This is a genomic window from Porphyromonas sp. oral taxon 279 str. F0450, assembly GCF_000292995.1.
Lineage (GTDB): Bacteria > Bacteroidota > Bacteroidia > Bacteroidales > Porphyromonadaceae > Porphyromonas > Porphyromonas pasteri.
Map to the genome: position 1 here is coordinate 1 of NZ_ALKJ01000048.1, position 15,627 is coordinate 15,627.

Consider the following 15,627-nt stretch of genomic DNA (forward strand, 5'->3'; position numbering starts at 1 on the left):
GTAGGCGGAGCGGAGCTTGTCCAGCGAGATCGTTTGGTCGTCTTGGTACTTGTGGTAGAGGGAGTGGAGGATGGTGGAGATGGCATCTAGGCTAGCATTGACAGCGAGGGCTTCGGAGGAGCGTCCCTTCTGTCGGCTGGTTCTGCTATTCCACTGTGCCTTGTCTACGAAGATCTTCGTGGAGCCAAGATTGCTCATTGCTCCTCCGAGGAAGATCCGTAGCATGACGGGCGACTTGCCTTCTTTGTTCTCGTAGTTGGAGCGTAGGTAGAAGGACACCTTGAACGATTGTCTCATAATGCATCATTCCTTAGTGTAGCAGGTGCTACAAAGTTACTTACTTACACATTGAATGAGAGCATGTTGCTGCCTTCAATTAGCCCTTCATTTAGCCGTCACTGCTACACTAATTGCTACGCTTCGATTTGTGTAGCAGTTTGTGTAGCAGAATTTGACCGATTGATGACTATTAGACCCTAGGGGTAAGCCGTCAGGTCTATAGACCGCATACAAAGAAAAATCGTTGTAAGACCGTGTCCTACAACGATTTCCTTTTGTTTTTGAAGGCTTCTGTGACGACTATTTTGCAGTCACTTTGAAGCCTTTTTGCGGAGAGGGCGGGATTCGAACCCGCGAAACGCTTTTGGCGTTTACACACTTTCCAGGCGTGCCTCTTCAACCACTCGAGCACCTCTCCTTATCAGCCTGCTTAAGGCTTCTACTTATTGGAAAGCTCCGCAAAGGTATAATAATATCTGTATACTGCCAAACTGCCACGCTTTCAGCTCCCGTCTCGGACGTCTGTGGCAGACTTTGCCGAAGGGAGCCCTTATGGTGTGGTGGTAGACTCTACGGAGCGGGGCAGTGTGAACCAATATAGGTCAGCGAGCTGACCTATATTGGTCCGACGACGAAGCTATATAGGTCGCGATGACGACCTATATAGGTCAGCTCGCTGACCTATATAGGTTCGTACCACCCGCTTATATGATTCGGTGTTGGTAGCTGCATTAGGGCTAACAGCCGAAGAGGTTGCGTGCGATCCACCAGCCGATGACAGCGACGACGAGGAGGCCGAGGGTCAGCGGATGCTGGAGGATGCCCCTGAGGCGGGGGGCTCGCTGGGGGAAGAACTCCGCGTAGCCGTAGAATAGGAGAAGGGGGATGGTGAAGAGGAGTGCGCGGTTGTAGCTAAAGGCTTCGATGAGGTGCCCATGGAGGAGGGCGTGAGCTGCACGCTGGAGTCCGCACCCTGGGCAGCGATAGCCCGTGGCGGAGCGGATGATGCAGCGAGGGAAGGGGGAGGTCGCTGGATCAAGGAAAGCATACAGCCCCACAGCTACCCCGAGGAGCAGAATCGCGATGAGTAGATATCGGCGCTGCTTGAGGGGGGAGCGATGGGGCTGTGTAGGGGGGAGGGGAGTGTGATTCATCCCCGAGAAGGGGGCTGACTGGCTAGGTACTTAGCTGATGACCTGCATAAGCTTGCTGTAGTTCTGATTGCGAGTGAGCTCTTCTATCTTGAACCAGTCCAGGACCATGAGGATGCCGCAACCGCCACCCGTGAGGAGCTTGAGGACACCATAGCCCGTGTCGCCGAGCATAAAGCGGTCGATGCCGAGTGAGCCTGCGAAGATCGATACGATGATCATCATCGTGGGGTCCTTGTAGTCCAGCGCATTGATGACGGCAAAGCGATCATCATCGAGGGCGAGCAGACGGTCCTTGATGGTGAGAATCTGCATGGGGCTAAAGAACTTCTGGTTAGCGGCAAGGAAGAGGTCTACTTTCTGACTGTCCATAGTGTTGATGTATTATGCGTGTGATCGGAGATGGATATTACTTAGAGCTACTGTGCTGCGAGGCGTGGGCAGCCTTGCGGTCACGCACCTCCTTGGCATATTGAGCGGCTTTCTTACGCCCCTTGCTGTCGGTGCCGAAGGAGTCGAACTCGAAGCGCTCGGGCAGCGTGCGAGCGAAGTCCCTCACGCGGGGCTGTCCGACCGTGCCCTTGTCGATGACGATGGAGTCATAGAGACGCTTCGTCTCAGGGGTGATGCTGTCGGGATGTCCCTTGATGGGCTCGGGGAAGCGGTAGGAGGCGTAGGAGATAGTGGCGGAGTCGACGCTGATGCGCTGGTAGAGCTTGAGGCCAGAGCCTAAGCGGTCATGCACGGCGTCGAAGCCATTGCGGTAGACCTTAGGCGAGGCGGAGCTAATGACGAAGGCAGGGGCGATGGTGTCGCCTTCCTTGCTGCGCGTCGTGCTGCGAGCATAGCCGTGGTCATGGCCCTGCAGGACGAGGTCGGCACCTCCCTTGATGAGCTCGTCCTTGAAGACGTAGTGCATCACCAGATTCTTTCGCCCGTCACGCACGCAGTCTACGGCGTGGTGGAAGAGGACGATCTGCCAAGGCTGGTGCGAGCCCTTGAGGGCAGAGCGTAGCCATTCCTTGTGCTGATTGATAGCCCCCAGACCCATGATGTCCGTGGTGTCCATGACGATGAAGCGTAGGAGCGGCATGTCGATGAAGTAGCTTCGCCCGAGGAAGTCCTTCGGCCCATTGGTCGGGTAGCCGAACTGACGTACCCAGCGGGGATCGAGTTCGCGCCCGAAGCCCTTCTTCAGGTACTCGTGGTTGCCTGGTGCTGCGATGATGGGGATGCTGCGCGTGAGGTTGCCGATGCTGGTGTACCACGCTCTCCAGTAGGCGTCCGTAGGCCCCTCGATCTGGTCACCTGCGAAGGCGAAGAAGTCGATAGAATCAGCTGCGTGGCGGAGGTAGTCGAAGTAGCGCTTGCTCTCTGCGATACCAGGGTCCTGCACATCACCCATATAGACGAAGTGCGTCGCACGGTCTTCGCTGGGCATAGCGAAGCGTCCCGAGACGGGGTCAGTGCCCTGCACGCGGATCGTGTAGAGGTAGCTGCGACCCGAGATGAGGCTGTCGAGATGGACTTGATAATAGCAACCACGGCCCGAGCGGGAGGCGATGACCTCGCTCGTGGGGGCGAAGGAGACGGGGCGGAGGGTATCGCCCTTCTCATTGATGGCGCGTAGGAGAAGCTCAGCGGGCTGGGCGGTCTCTCCCGAGAGCCAAGTGATCGTGCGCTGTGAAGCGAAGTCTTCGCCAGGCGTCAGCGTGACGCGGCTCACAGCCTGCTCGGTCGTGTAGGCTTCTTCGGGCACATTGCCGAACCAAGCACGCCAGCGGAGCTTAAAGAGAATACCTGTCCCGACGAGCAGTACGGCGAGGACGATGAGGGCGATACGCCAGCGGTGCTTCCTCTTGGGGGGCTGATGCCCGCGGAGTGTGGAGCGTCTGCGTCTCATTATGCTTTAGAGGGTGTCTGTAGTCTCCTCGCCGGAGGGGAGTGCCTCTCTGGACTCAGCGGTAGGGGCGCTGGCCTTGAGGATCGTGAGCTCACGCTGCAGTTCGTCGCGCTCGGCATCCCACTTGGTCTTCTCTTCCTTGAGGGTGCGGACTTCCTGTCCGAGGCTGTCCCATTCGTAGAGCCCTCGGACGGAGAGGCCGATAGCCATCGCTGCTACGACGCCGATGACGCCGAGGGAGGAGACGGGTACCGTGCCTTCGGCTACGCCAGGCATCGTGAGATCCCAGAGGCTATAGCTGAGGATGGGGATGATGAAGCCGATGAGTGTAGCAGCCAGCGTCATCCACAGATAGGGCTGGAAGAGGCGGCGACGCATCAGGCGTGGTGCGAGGACGAAGTAGTTGAGGTAGAAGATCACGACCAGATAGAGGTCCGTGAGCCACGTCGAGTAGTAGAGTCGGGGATTGGTGAAGACCGACATCTCGGGCGTCCCCTGCACGGTCGTCACGAGGGTCTGCAGGATGATCAGTACGATCCAGACGAGGGCGTAGATCGAGACGGATATGGTGCGGTTGGCGGACTTAGTACTCATTGTCTAATAGGATATGTCGTGAAGAAGGGTGTTAGATGGTGCGCTCGGCGATGTAGTCGGCGAGGTCGATGAGGGAGGAGCGGTACACGCTCTCGGGGAAGGATAGGAGGAGCGTCTTCGCCTCGTCTATATAATGGTAGAGGCGCTGCCAAGCGTAGTCCATGCCACCACCTTCGTGGGCGAGAGTGGTGAGGCGCTCGATGCTCTCCTCGGCGATGGGCTTCTCCTCGAGGAGCTGGAGGTAGGGGGCTGCCTTACCCACCTTCTGAAGCTCGGTGAGGACGTGGAGTAGGGGGAGGGTGATCTTACCCTCACGGATATCGTTGCCCGTGGGTTTGCCTACGTCAGAGCGATGGTAGTCGAAGATGTCATCACGGATCTGGAAGGCCATACCCAGTGCGGCACCGATGCGGGCAGCACGGTCATAGTCTGCGGCGCTGGCCTCGACGGTGATCGCCGCGACCTCGGCACAGGAGCGGAAGAGTACGGCGGTCTTCTGGAAGATGATATCGTAGTAGGTGGCTTCGTCGAGGATGACGCCCTCGGCGGTCTCGAACTGGCGGATCTCTCCTTCGGTGAGCTCGCGACCTATGGCTGAGACGATACCCATGATACGTAGGTCCGCCAGAGCGATCGCTCCCACGAGGGCGGAGGAGAGGATGAAGTCTCCCATCAGCACCGCCACGCGGTTGTCGAAGAGCACCCCGAGGGTGGGGCGGCCACGACGGGTCTTCGCCTCGTCGATGACGTCGTCATGGATGAGCGTCGCCGTATGGATCAGCTCCAGCAGTACGGCCGCATCGATGCTCCGCTGTGGGGGCACGTCACCACGCAGCAGCCCAGCAATGAGGGCTGTGAGGATGGGGCGTACCTGCTTCCCTGTGGAGGCACTGAGGTGCTCGATGGCTTCTTTCAGCCATTCTGACTTGGTCGCGAGGATCGAAGTGAACTGGCTGTGGAAGTCATCCACGAGGGCGGCCACGGGGGCTTTGATCTGATTGAGGTCGTGCATAGGCTGTCGGCGCATCGTTAATTCCTTGCAAAAGTAGCTAATTCTCCTCGGCTAACGCTCATGAAGCAGCCACCCCGCAGTCTCCACGCCCCTGATATATGGGGATGAGAGACTGCGGGGTGGCTGGTCGTATATAAGGTACGCGCGTGGAGCGAGGTGCTTAGCCGAGGTAGGCAGCTACCATCCAAGCGGTCTTTTCCTGACCGTCGAGGAGGTCCGAGAGGAGGTCGCTCGTAGCCGTGTCGTCAGCTTCGTCAGCCAGGGCGAGGACGGCACGCTCCTGGGCGATGAGTATGCGGAGCGATTCGAGGATAGCGGGGATGATGTCGCTGGCGGCGCTGACGTTGCTCTGCTCCTTGAGCTGGCTGATCTTGAGGTATTCGCTGAAGCGGTTCTCAGGCGTAGCACCGAGCTGGAGGATACGCTCTGCGATCTCATCTACTGACTCTGCGGCTTCGTTATACATCTTCTCGAACTGGCTGTGCAGCGTGAAGAACTGGGGGCCACGGACGTGCCAGTGGTAGCCGCGGAGGTTAGCATAGTATACCTGGAAGTCAGCGAGGAGCTGCTGAAGGCCCTTGACGATAGGTGCGACCTGGTTAGCGTCGAGGCCAGTGATTGAGAGTACGTTCATTGTCTTGTCGTATTAAGTGTTAATGATTACACTGCAAAGGTAGGGGAGTTAATGAATCTATACAAATGAATTTCTCTATATCGATATAAGCATCATTTATACTTTGCCTCTACCTGCTTCATGCGGTGCACAAACTAATCCCGCCCCTACGACTGTCCAAGTGAGGACGTGCCGTAGGGGCGGGGTGTAGTCTATGGGGAGTAGTCCCTTAGGCTTCAGCAGGTGCTTCTTCTTCAGCGGGAGCTTCAGCAGGAGCAGGAGCTTCTTCCTTCTTTTCTTCAGCCTTAGGAGCGTCGGAGAGGACTTCGACGGGGATTTCTACAGCCACTTCCTTGTGCAGGCGCACGATAGCGGTGTAGTTACCGATTTCCTTGATAGCCTTGATGTAGACGAGCTTGCGGTCGGTTTCGAGGCCGAGCTTCGTGAGTTCTTCAGCGATCTCAGCACCCGTGACGGAGCCGTAGAGGCTACCCGTAGCGACGTTGGTGTGAGCCGTGATAGAGAGGCGTACGCCCTGGTACTTCTGGGCACGCTCTTCGGCTTCCTTCTTGATAGCGGCGATCTTGTGAGCGCGCTGACGGAGGTTCTCTGCGAGGATCTTCTTCGCAGCTTCCGTAGCGATGATAGCCTTACCGGTGGGGATTAGAAAGTTGCGACCGTAGCCGTTCTTTACTGTGACGACATCGTCCTTGTAGCCGAGACCGACTACGTCTTCTTTCAAAATAACTTCCATTGTATTCTGTCTCCTCTATGTTTATTCGTTACTAAGTGGATGAGTAAGGGGGGATAGACCTTACTTAGCCATGTTGTCCGTGACGTAGGGCAGCAGGGCAAGGTGACGAGCACGCTTGACAGCCTGTGCGACGCGACGCTGGAACTTGAGGCTCGTGCCGGTGATACGGCGGGGGAGGATCTTACCCTGTTCGTTGAGGAAACGCTTGAGGAAGTCGGGATCCTTGTAGTCGATATACTTGATACCGCTCTTCTTGAAGCGGCAGTACTTCTTCTTCTTGCTATCTACGGTCAGGGGAGTGAGGTAGCGTACTTCTGATGCAGCCATTTTAATTTTCTCCTTTCGTTAATGGGTTATGCCTTGCGGCTTCTTCTCTTTGCTGCGTATTCAGCTGCGAACTTATCCTGGCGGAAGGTCAGGAAGCGGAGGACATTCTCATCGCGACGGAACTGCGTCTCAAGTACGGCGATGGTCTCTGGCTGAGCCTGGAATTCAACGAGCTGGTAGTAACCAGTCGTCTTCTTCTGGATCTGATAGGCGAGCTTCTTCAGCCCCCAGTTTTCTTCGTTGACGATCTCAGCGCCTTCGCCCTTGAGGATGCCGACGAACTTTGCGACCGCTTCCTTTACCTGAGCTTCAGATAAATCGGGAGTAAGAATGAAAACGGTTTCGTAGTTATTCATTTCTCTTTCTGTTTAGTGAGAGTTAAAAATATCGGGCACAAAGGTACATAAATATATCGTTTTGACCAAGCTATGCACCTGCGAGGTGGTGCAAAGTGGCACACGCGCGTACCATTATATATAGGTATGTGTGGGGCGAAGCTCTGCCTCGGGAGGGCGTGAGCTACTCGCCGCGGAAGAGCTTGCGGAAGGCCTCTTCGACGGTCTTCACCCCGATGAGGCGGATGTTGTAGCCCTCGGTGCTCAGTCCGTGGAGGTTCGCCTCGGGGAGGATGATCGCACGGAAGCCGATGCGCTCGGCCTCCATGATGCGCTGCTCGATACGGCCCACGGGGCGTACCTCACCTGATAGACCCACCTCGCCTGTGAGGCAGACGCCTTCGGGGAGGGCGATGTCGAGGCTCGAGGAGAGGACGGCCGTGATGACCGCGAGGTCTGAGGCGGGGTCAGCCAGGCGGATACCTCCAGCGATGTTGAGGAAGACGTCCTTCTGCACGAGTTTGAAGCCCGCGCGCTTCTCCAGTACGGCCAGCAGCATGTTCATACGTCGCGTGTCGAAGCCCGTGCTGGAGCGCTGGGGTGTGGCGTAGACGGCAGAGCTGACCAGCGCCTGCGTCTCGATGAGGAAGGGGCGCACACCCTCCATAGCTACGGCGATAGCGGTGCCGCTGAGCTTGAGGTCGCTCTGCGTCATCAGATGCTCCGAGGGATTCTCCACGGGGCGCAGTCCCGACTGGCGCATCTCGTAGATGCCCAGCTCAGCAGTGCTCCCGAAGCGATTCTTCTGCCCGCGCAGGATGCGGTACATATAGTGCTTGTCACCGTCGAACTGTAGGACGACGTCCACCGTATGCTCAAGGATCTTCGGCCCTGCGATGCTCCCCTCCTTATTGATATGACCGATGAGGATGACCGCCACGCCCTCGGTCTTGCAGTACTTCAGTAGGGCGGTGGCGCACTCGCGTATCTGCGAGACGCTCCCAGGGGAGGAGTCGGAGAGCTCGGTCTGTATGGTCTGTATGGAGTCGATGACGAGGATCTGCGGCTGGGTGTCGATGGCCGTGGCGAGGATCTTCTCGAGGTTCGTCTCGGCATAGATCAGGCAGTCATCGTTCGTCCCGCCGATGCGGTCTGCACGCATCTTGAGCTGGGAGAGGCTCTCTTCGCCCGAGACGTAGAGCGTCTTGTATGGCAGGCGAAGGATGGTCTGCAGGACAAGGGTGGACTTCCCGATACCTGGCTCCCCGCCGAGGAGGATGAAGGAGCCTTCGACGAGCCCGCCACCGAGGACGCGGTCCAGCTCGGGGTCGCCGAGGCTGAGGCGGCTCTCGCTGCGCTGCTCGATGTCACCGAGGCGTACGGGCTTGCTGGCGGTGATGCTCTGTGCCGTGAAGGTACGGCTGGCCTTATCCTGCTTGCCGATGATGATCTCCTCCTCTTCGATGGAGTTCCATACGCCGCACTGCGAGCAGAAGCCCTGCCACTTGGGGTACTCGGCACCGCACTCGGTGCAGTGGTAGACTGTTTTCTTCTTTGCCATCGTGTATCGTGATGCTGCTGTGATTGTGTCCACAAAAGTAGGGAGAATGCGCCTATTATAAGGCATATACGCTGGGGAAGCGATGCTCCACGGTGGAGGGCGCAAAATCAACCACTACTAGTCGGTGGGCGAACCAGTAGTGGTTAGCAATACGAACCACTATTGGTCGACGGGTGAACCTATAGTGGTTCGGCTGCGGACCACTATAGGTTCACTCACGGACCAATATAGGTTCGCCCGCCGACCAATATGAAACCGTTGCATAGAGTCTTGTCCTCTATTTAGAGTGCTAAGGTATCGCACGCCCAGCTCCCCTCAATATGCCCCTCCGAAGTGATTAGGCAAGCCCTTCGCCTTATCGCGAGTATTCCTCTTATCCAGCGGAGGGAAAAGTCTCCTTCTCATGAAGAAAAAAGCGCCTTCCCGTAGTGGTATTCTTCTATCTATGCACGTAGTCTTAAAGACCAAGCACGTAAATCCAAATATCCACGTACGTAGATATTAGAGCCACGTACGTAGTCCAAACATTTCTGCCACTCGTCCACAACTTTTATCCCTACGCGGAGCAATAATCTAATATAGGTCACTTCACAGAGCTATATAGAAAGCTGTCCAAAGCTACATAGCTTTCTTCACCGACCAATATTAGGTTCGATTTGCCTCCTCCATGAGGTCGCTCTTTCTCCCTCACAGAGGTCGGTCGAGTAGTGCACGATTTGAGGAGGTGTATCGAGCAGATTTTTAGATCTTTATGAAAGGGTAGATCCCCGTGCCAAGCGGGCTCTTCGGTGAGCTATCGCGAGAAAATAGTTACCTTTGGTAGATAGTATGCCGTGCTCTATTCATACGGCAGAAGCAGCAAAATTCGATGAGATTGACGAAGCGAAAAGACTATATAAGACGAAGCTATATAGGCCTCTTGATAGGCCTGTTGACCCTCCCGCTTGCTGGGCAGACCCGCCCCAAGCAACCCGCCCCTGACTCTGCAGCCCAGACGAAGGCCCGCGAATACTTCTACCAAGGGGTGCTGGCACAGTCCTCTGGCCGTACGATGGAGGCCTTTGACCTCCTTCGTCACGCGCGCGCCCTCGACCCCACAGATCCCGCTATTGCCTTTATGCTCGGGGGGAACTATGCCCAGCAGGGTATGAGCGATCGTGCGCTCTCCCTCCTCGAGGAGGCTTACGGGGCAGACTCCACCAACCTCACTTACGCGCGTGCCCTCTCGGCTGGCTATATTGAAGCCGGGCGCATGCAGGATGCCCTCCACATCAATGAGCGCCTCTCCGAGGCCGATCCCGAAGATGACGATGTGCGCTATCGTCTCATCCAGCTCTATGCCCGTACGGGAGAGCTGAAGAAGGGGATCCAGCTCGCCACGGAGCTACAGAAGCGCTTCCAGCCTATGCCCGAGGCCTATGGGCAGCTGACGAAGATGAAGATCCAGCTCCTTGCCCTCTCCAAGGACTCGGTAGCGGTGGGTCGTGAATACCGCGCTTGGGCAGCTCTCTATCCGGAAGACCGCCGTCCGTACTACGACTGGATCCTCCACCTCTTCCAGACGGGAGGGGTGAAGGAGGCGGAGAAGCAACTCGCCTCTGACGTGCGTGCTGGCCGTATCTCCTCGGGGGATGCCACCGCCCTGCGTGTCCATAAGTACATCTTGCAGAAGGACTATCCCGCCGCAGAGGCCGAGCTGGTCCGTCTCACCCCAGATAAGAAGATCGGTGCCGATGAGAAGCTCACGCTCTGGCTCCTGCTGACCAAGGAGTCGCAGGGCAGTGAGGGCTACACCGCAGGCAAGTACACCCCCCATATCGCAGAGCTCGTCGCCGAGTACCCGGATGACCTGCAGGTGCTGAGGGCCTATGCCCAGCTCCTTCGCTACGAAGAGCGCTATCAGGAGGCTTATGACCTCCTCGCTCCCAAGAGCAAGCTCCACCCCAGCGAGGAGTGGATATGGAGCGAACTCCTCGATGCGGCTATCGGCCTCCAGTCCGACAGCCTCACCGTCGTCGTCGCCCGTGATGCCAAGCGCTACGTCCCCACCGACTGGCGCAACTATATCGTGCTCTCGGGGGAGCGCTTCCAGCACGATGATGCTGACGGCGCGATGAAGATCCTCGAGGAGGGTGCTGCGGCCATTGATCCCAAGACGGGTGAAGGCGCTGCCCGTCTCTTCGGTTTCCTCGCCGACGTCTATGCCGAGCGTGGTGGCCCCGAGAAGGCTCCGCTGGCTGACAGCCTTTACCTCCGCGCTATTGAGGCCAACCCCAAGGAGCCCGATGTGCTGAACAACTACGCCTACCGCCTGGCGAAGGCGGGGCGCAACCTCGATGATGCGGAGCGCTACGCCCTGCAGGCTGTACGCCTCTCGCCCGATGCCGCCCACATCCTCGACACCTACGCCTATATCCTCCTCCTGCGTAAGAACTATACGCTCGCCAAGCTCTACCAGCGCAAGGCCCTCTCGCAGGCTGGCCCTGAGAAGACTTCGCCCGATATGTACGACCACATGGGCGATATCTACCGCGGGCTGGGCGAGTATGCCGAGGCTATCGAAGCCTGGCAGCAGGCCCTGAAGACCCTCACCGAGCGTGAGAATAAGGATGAGAAAGCCGATAAGGCTGAGCGCATCCGCATAGAGAAGAAGATCAACGAAGCTAAGCAAGCACAGAAGAAGTAACGAACGATGCATAGCACCGCATATCCCCGCCACCAGCGCCTCCGTGGCCTCCTCGTGGCAGCCCTATGTACGGGCCTCCTCTCCAGCTGTGGTCTCCTGCGAGATGTCAGTCACCCCGATGATGATACGCCACGCACCGAGACCCGCCAAGAGACGGGTGTGAATCCCCGCCTCGCTGCCTTCCAGTCCGACCCCGCCTATGGCCCGATGCTCAAGGGCAACCTGCAGGCAGAGATCCTCATCGGTAAGGAGACCTATTCGTCGAAGGTCAATGCCACCATCGTGCGAGGCCAAGGTATCTACTGGTCCGTTGTGCCCTTCCCCCTCATCGAGGCAGCGCGCGTATGGTTCACCCCTCAGGGCGTGACCGCCATCGACAAGATCCACGGCCGCTATGCCGAGGTGAGCTATGCCGAGCTCTCTTCACTCGTGGGCTTCCCCATCAGTTATAATGATGTGGAGCGCCTCCTCTTAGGTAAGCCCTTCTTCCCCGCCGAAGCCCGTGGGGCCAAGGGTGGAGCCTTCAGCTATGGCGTCACCGAAGATGGAGGCACCGATGCCGAAGCCAGCCTCAGCATCGCCCGTGGTGAGGCCGCTGGCGCCTACCATCTGCGCTGGCTTCTCAACGCTCAGCACCAGCCTACGAGCTTCGTCGTCAGCCAGTCCTCCCGTCAGGGTGCTCCTGTCTTCTCGCTGAACTATGATCAGACGGAGGCCTCTGCCACGCGCCACTTCGCTGAGCGCACCTTCCTCTTCCTCGGTCGCACTACGCGCCCCGCACTCACCATCGACTGGAGTAAGCTCCGTCCCTACACGGGCGAAGCGCCCGATCTGACGCCCCGCATCAAGGAGGGCTACAAGCGTATCAGTCTCACTGAGCTCATCAAGCTCCTACCCTCACTATGATCGCCTACGCCCGCCATCAGCTGAGGCACTGCCTCACCCTCGCCCTGCTCCTCGCGAGCAGTCTCCTCGCCCTCACTCCAGAGGCCGCAGCACAGGGGCGTAAGTCCAAGACCCTCCAGCGCCTCGAGCAGGAGCGTAAGCAGCTCCTGCGCTCCATCGAAGCCTCGGACAAGAAGCTCCAGCAGCTGCGCCGTGATACGCGCAATGAGGAGCAGACCCTGCGCACCGTCAAGGAGCAGGTAGAGCAGCGCCGTCAGGTCGTCGCCGTCCTCGGCAATGAGGTCAGCGGTCTGCAGGCTCGTATCGACACCCTCTCAGGGCACATCGGCCGTCTGCACCGCCGTGAGGGTGCCCTCCTTCTGCGCTATCGTGCCGCTCTCGTTCAGCTCCAGCGCATCGACACGCATATCGACCCTGTGCTCTTCGTCCTCTCGTCGCAGAACCCTGCCGAGGCACGCGAGCGTCAGCGCTTCCTCTCCCGCTACTCCAAGGCTGTACGTGAGGCCTCCGTCGCTCTGCGCACTACACGTGCCGAGATCGAGGCCACCAAGGCCGAGGTCGGGCGTACCCATTCGGAGAAGGAGCAGCTCCTTTCTCTCCGTGAGGCCGAGAAGAAGAAGCTCGAAGCCGAGGAGCAGCAGCGTACCGCTCAGGTCAAGGACCTGCAGGGTAAGCAGCAGGTCTTAGCGCAAGACCTCTCGAAGCAGAAGAAGAGAGCCGAGGATCTTGACCACAAGATCCAGGCACAGGTAGAGGCCGAGATCATCGCTGCCCAGCGCCGTGCCGCCGAGCTCCAGCGTCGCCGCGAGGAGGCTCGCCGTCGTCGTCAGACCCAGCCTACACCGCCCCCCTCCACAGGTCGCAGTGGCCGTAGTAAGGGGACGACACCCCCGCCTCCCCCGCCACCTCCTGCTGATGATGAGCCCGAAGAGCGCCGTGCAGCGACCCCAGGGGGCTATGCGATGGATGCCAATGAGCGTGCGCTCGCCTCATCCTTCGCGCAGAACAAGGGCCGTCTCCCTGCTCCTATCCGTGGCTCATACTCGATCCTCCGCACCTTCGGTGTGCATCAGCATAGTGAGCACAATCGTGTGCAGGTCAATAGCAGTGGAGTAGACTTCGGGGTCAATGGGGATAGCCGTGCCTACGCCGTCTTCTCAGGCGTCGTCAGCCGTGTCTTCGTCATCCCAGGCTACGGCACTGCCGTCATCCTCCGCCACGGGAACTACCTCACCGTCTACGCCAATCTCAGTAGTGTCGCCGTCTCTACGGGCTCTCGCGTCTCCACAGGCCAGGGTATCGGCTCTGTCGGTGCTTCGCCTGATGGCTCCTCGGGTCGCCTCCTGCACTTCCAGCTTTGGCACGAGCGTACCAAGCTCAATCCCCTCGCATGGATCAAAAGGTAATCGCTACTATCGGGGCTTTTGACGGCGTGCACCTCGGGCATCAGGCGCTCTTCTCGCAGATGCGCGACTATGCTGCCCGCTACGAAGGGACGCGTCTCGTCATCTTGACCTTCGTCCCTTACCCTGCCGATGTCCTGCGCCCACACGGGAGTCAGCACATCGATCCGCCCCACCGCCACCTCGAGCGACTGGGGGAGCTTGAGGGCTTCGAGGTCGTGCCGATGGTCTTCTCCGCCGAGCTGGCAACCCACTCCGCTGAGACCTTCATCCGCGAAGTTCTGCATGAGCAGCTGCATGTGACGGATCTCTTCCTCGGCTATGACAACCGCTTCGGTGCGGGGGCTAAGCTTGCCTATGAGGATTACAAGGTGCTCGGCGCCCTGTATGGTATGGAGGTCATCCAAGCCGATAGCCTCTCCCTCAGCGGGGAGATCGTCAGCTCCACCGCCATCAAGTCGCTGATACGTAGTGGCGAGATGCGTGAGGCATACCGTGCTCTCGGCCGTCCGCATGCCATCTATGGCACGGTCGTTGCGGGGCAGAAGCTTGGCCGTCGCCTCGGCTATCCCACGGCGAACGTCCAGCGTGAGGATGCAGACCAGCTCCTCCCTCCCGATGGTGTCTACGCTTGTGACCTCGAGCTCCTTCGCCCCATGGGCTGCTCGGAGCAGCATCATGCGATGCTCTATATCGGTAAGCGGCCGACCCTCGGCGGAGAGCTGGAGCGCACCATCGAGGTACATATCCTTGACTTCGATGAGATGATCTATGGGATGGAGGTCATCGTGCATATCTTCGAGCAGCTCCATCCCGAGCACCGCTTTGCCTCGACCGAAGAGCTCCGCTCCGCCCTCGAGACCTACGAGCAAGATACCCGCCGCTACTTCGCCGAGAATACCCGCTACTAATGGAGATAAAAGGACTACACGTCGCGATCGTACATCGCCGCTTTGCCCTTGGTGGAGCGGAGGAAGTGTCGCGTCAGACCGCCTGCCTTTTCTCTGAATTGGGTATCCACACACATTTTTTTGCGGAGACCCATATCGCGACAGAATGGGCTCTGCCCGCTGATCCTCTGATTGATCTCTCCCTTCTCCCTCAAGGGATGCGCCTCTGGACAAAGGAAAGTGCCCTCTACCTGGTGCGTGCCTTCAAGGAGAGAGGGGTGAAGGTGCTGATCATTCCTATCGCTCTGCGCAATGATTACTTGCCCCTAATTCGGGCTGCAGGGATCAAGATTATTTATTGGTGCCATAGCTCTCCGCTGTGGGAACTCATAGACCGACGTGAGCGTGCCAGCTACAAGGCGCATCATCCGTGGTACAAGAATCTCTATAGCCTAACGCTGCGTCGTCTACGTCTGGCACTAACTTCTGCGGAGAAGCTCCGTGCTCGCTACCGAGATTTGGTACGGCAGGTAGACTGCTTTATTACGCTCACCCCTGAGTATGTGCAGGAGTTTGTATCGGCTTTGGGGCTTAACGACGATGAAGCTTCGTGCTTTGCCGTTATGCCGAATATGGCCTTCCTACCCAAGCATCAGCCGATACCAGCTAAGGACCGACCGAAGAAAATCCTCTTTGTCGGACGTCTGAGCTATGCAGATAAGCGCCCAGATCGAGTCCTGCAGATTTGGGAGAAGGTCTGTCAGGATCTGCCTGACTGGGAGGTAGAGATCTATGGGAAGGGGTCGGAAGAGAAGTTCTTGCGCCGCATGATTCAGCAGAAGCAGCTCCCTCGCATCACGCTCAAGGGCTATATCGCTGATGCGACAGCCGTATATGCGTCGGGTGCTATTCTGATGATGACCTCGACCTATGAAGGGTGGGGACTTGTCCTGAGCGAAGCACAAGCGTCGGGAGTTGTACCCATAGCTTTCGATAGCTCGGCAGGTATCCGTGAGCTTATAGGGAAGGATAGTACCTATGGATGCCTTGTTGCTCCCTTTGACTTGGACGCCTATGCAGCTCAGCTTCGCCGTCTCTGTCAGGATGTGGAGTTGAGAAGTCGCCTCTCTCAGGCAGCTCAGACGCATTGCCTCGACTATAGCCCAGAGCGGATTCGTTTGCGATGGGAAGAGATATTTAGCCAACTCTAATA

At 58.2% G+C, this 15,627-nt stretch carries 16 protein-coding genes and 1 tRNA gene; 5 read left to right on the plus strand and 12 right to left on the minus strand.

All coding sequences use genetic code 11. The features are described 5' to 3' along the window. The 12 genes from HMPREF1323_RS08455 to radA all read right to left on the minus strand — a co-directional run. On the minus strand, nucleotides 1-297 hold a 297-nt coding region (locus HMPREF1323_RS08455), incomplete at its 3' end, for an Arm DNA-binding domain-containing protein (RefSeq protein ID WP_009433754.1). A 312-nt stretch (nucleotides 298-609) separates the two neighbouring features. Continuing rightward, nucleotides 610-697, minus strand: a tRNA-Ser gene (locus HMPREF1323_RS08460). Nucleotides 698-1,016: 319 nt separating this feature from the next. After that, nucleotides 1,017-1,433 (minus strand): DUF2752 domain-containing protein, encoded by a 417-nt coding sequence (locus tag HMPREF1323_RS08465; RefSeq protein ID WP_009433785.1) that lies wholly within the window; start codon nucleotides 1,431-1,433, stop codon nucleotides 1,017-1,019. A 30-nt stretch (nucleotides 1,434-1,463) separates the two neighbouring features. Continuing rightward, nucleotides 1,464-1,802 (minus strand): TM2 domain-containing protein, encoded by a 339-nt coding sequence (locus HMPREF1323_RS08470; RefSeq protein ID WP_009433774.1) that lies wholly within the window; start codon nucleotides 1,800-1,802, stop codon nucleotides 1,464-1,466. Between the two features lie 37 nt (nucleotides 1,803-1,839). Further along, on the minus strand, nucleotides 1,840-3,333 hold the full coding sequence (locus HMPREF1323_RS08475) for a metallophosphoesterase family protein (RefSeq protein WP_009433747.1): 1,494 nt from the start codon (nucleotides 3,331-3,333) through the stop codon (nucleotides 1,840-1,842). Nucleotides 3,334-3,339: 6 nt separating this feature from the next. Beyond that, nucleotides 3,340-3,927: a hypothetical protein gene (locus tag HMPREF1323_RS08480; RefSeq protein WP_009433741.1), complete on the minus strand. Its 588-nt coding sequence runs from the start codon at nucleotides 3,925-3,927 to the stop codon at nucleotides 3,340-3,342. A 31-nt stretch (nucleotides 3,928-3,958) separates the two neighbouring features. After that, entirely contained in the window at nucleotides 3,959-4,954 is a 996-nt protein-coding gene (locus HMPREF1323_RS08485) for a polyprenyl synthetase family protein (protein WP_009433751.1), read from the minus strand. 145 nt (nucleotides 4,955-5,099) lie between these two features. Beyond that, complete coding sequence (locus HMPREF1323_RS08490; protein WP_009433757.1) at nucleotides 5,100-5,573, minus strand: Dps family protein; 474 nt, start codon at nucleotides 5,571-5,573, stop codon at nucleotides 5,100-5,102. Nucleotides 5,574-5,781: 208 nt separating this feature from the next. Further along, nucleotides 5,782-6,306 carry a 50S ribosomal protein L9 gene (gene rplI, locus HMPREF1323_RS08495; RefSeq protein ID WP_009433798.1) on the minus strand — a complete coding sequence of 175 codons (525 nt, stop codon included), beginning with the start codon at nucleotides 6,304-6,306 and terminating at the stop codon, nucleotides 5,782-5,784. A gap of 60 nt (nucleotides 6,307-6,366) precedes the next feature. After that, nucleotides 6,367-6,633 (minus strand): 30S ribosomal protein S18, encoded by a 267-nt coding sequence (rpsR, locus tag HMPREF1323_RS08500; protein WP_009433795.1) that lies wholly within the window; start codon nucleotides 6,631-6,633, stop codon nucleotides 6,367-6,369. A gap of 26 nt (nucleotides 6,634-6,659) precedes the next feature. Next, nucleotides 6,660-6,989: a 30S ribosomal protein S6 gene (gene rpsF, locus HMPREF1323_RS08505; protein WP_009433752.1), complete on the minus strand. Its 330-nt coding sequence runs from the start codon at nucleotides 6,987-6,989 to the stop codon at nucleotides 6,660-6,662. 163 nt (nucleotides 6,990-7,152) lie between these two features. Then, nucleotides 7,153-8,529 carry a DNA repair protein RadA gene (radA, locus tag HMPREF1323_RS08510; protein WP_009433789.1) on the minus strand — a complete coding sequence of 459 codons (1,377 nt, stop codon included), beginning with the start codon at nucleotides 8,527-8,529 and terminating at the stop codon, nucleotides 7,153-7,155. Nucleotides 8,530-9,460: 931 nt separating this feature from the next. Here radA and HMPREF1323_RS08515 point away from each other — a divergent pair. Genes HMPREF1323_RS08515 through HMPREF1323_RS08535 form a run of 5 tightly spaced genes read left to right on the plus strand, consistent with a single transcriptional unit; the run spans nucleotide 9,461 to nucleotide 15,625 of the window. After that, the gene (locus tag HMPREF1323_RS08515) at nucleotides 9,461-11,215 is read left to right on the plus strand and encodes a tetratricopeptide repeat protein (protein ID WP_198004383.1); all 1,755 of its coding nucleotides are present in this window, start codon (nucleotides 9,461-9,463) and stop codon (nucleotides 11,213-11,215) included. Nucleotides 11,216-11,221: 6 nt separating this feature from the next. After that, a complete protein-coding gene (locus HMPREF1323_RS08520) occupies nucleotides 11,222-12,121 on the plus strand; it encodes a DUF4292 domain-containing protein (RefSeq protein WP_009433739.1) in 900 nt (299 codons plus the stop codon). Next, nucleotides 12,118-13,527 carry a murein hydrolase activator EnvC family protein gene (locus HMPREF1323_RS08525; protein ID WP_009433763.1) on the plus strand — a complete coding sequence of 470 codons (1,410 nt, stop codon included), beginning with the start codon at nucleotides 12,118-12,120 and terminating at the stop codon, nucleotides 13,525-13,527. The genes HMPREF1323_RS08520 and HMPREF1323_RS08525 overlap by 4 nt, the downstream gene beginning before the upstream one ends. Next, complete coding sequence (gene ribF, locus HMPREF1323_RS08530; protein ID WP_009433776.1) at nucleotides 13,512-14,435, plus strand: riboflavin biosynthesis protein RibF; 924 nt, start codon at nucleotides 13,512-13,514, stop codon at nucleotides 14,433-14,435. The genes HMPREF1323_RS08525 and ribF overlap by 16 nt, the downstream gene beginning before the upstream one ends. After that, the gene (locus tag HMPREF1323_RS08535) at nucleotides 14,435-15,625 is read left to right on the plus strand and encodes a glycosyltransferase (RefSeq protein ID WP_009433793.1); all 1,191 of its coding nucleotides are present in this window, start codon (nucleotides 14,435-14,437) and stop codon (nucleotides 15,623-15,625) included. The genes ribF and HMPREF1323_RS08535 overlap by 1 nt, the downstream gene beginning before the upstream one ends. The last annotated feature ends 2 nt before the right edge of the window (nucleotides 15,626-15,627 follow it).

Excerpts from the sequence above, each read along its gene's own strand:
- HMPREF1323_RS08465 (WP_009433785.1), bottom strand. The coding sequence starts at position 1,433 with ATGAATCACACTCCCCTCCCCCCTACACAGCCCCATCGCTCCCCCCTC.
- HMPREF1323_RS08470 (WP_009433774.1), bottom strand. The coding sequence starts at position 1,802 with ATGGACAGTCAGAAAGTAGACCTCTTCCTTGCCGCTAACCAGAAGTTC.
- HMPREF1323_RS08475 (WP_009433747.1), bottom strand. The coding sequence starts at position 3,333 with ATGAGACGCAGACGCTCCACACTCCGCGGGCATCAGCCCCCCAAGAGG.
- HMPREF1323_RS08480 (WP_009433741.1), bottom strand. The coding sequence starts at position 3,927 with ATGAGTACTAAGTCCGCCAACCGCACCATATCCGTCTCGATCTACGCC.
- HMPREF1323_RS08485 (WP_009433751.1), bottom strand. The coding sequence starts at position 4,954 with ATGCGCCGACAGCCTATGCACGACCTCAATCAGATCAAAGCCCCCGTG.
- HMPREF1323_RS08490 (WP_009433757.1), bottom strand. The coding sequence starts at position 5,573 with ATGAACGTACTCTCAATCACTGGCCTCGACGCTAACCAGGTCGCACCT.
- rplI (WP_009433798.1), bottom strand. The coding sequence starts at position 6,306 with ATGGAAGTTATTTTGAAAGAAGACGTAGTCGGTCTCGGCTACAAGGAC.
- rpsR (WP_009433795.1), bottom strand. The coding sequence starts at position 6,633 with ATGGCTGCATCAGAAGTACGCTACCTCACTCCCCTGACCGTAGATAGC.
- rpsF (WP_009433752.1), bottom strand. The coding sequence starts at position 6,989 with ATGAATAACTACGAAACCGTTTTCATTCTTACTCCCGATTTATCTGAA.
- radA (WP_009433789.1), bottom strand. The coding sequence starts at position 8,529 with ATGGCAAAGAAGAAAACAGTCTACCACTGCACCGAGTGCGGTGCCGAG.
- HMPREF1323_RS08520 (WP_009433739.1), top strand. The coding sequence starts at position 11,222 with ATGCATAGCACCGCATATCCCCGCCACCAGCGCCTCCGTGGCCTCCTC.
- HMPREF1323_RS08525 (WP_009433763.1), top strand. The coding sequence starts at position 12,118 with ATGATCGCCTACGCCCGCCATCAGCTGAGGCACTGCCTCACCCTCGCC.
- ribF (WP_009433776.1), top strand. The coding sequence starts at position 13,512 with ATGGATCAAAAGGTAATCGCTACTATCGGGGCTTTTGACGGCGTGCAC.
- HMPREF1323_RS08535 (WP_009433793.1), top strand. The coding sequence starts at position 14,435 with ATGGAGATAAAAGGACTACACGTCGCGATCGTACATCGCCGCTTTGCC.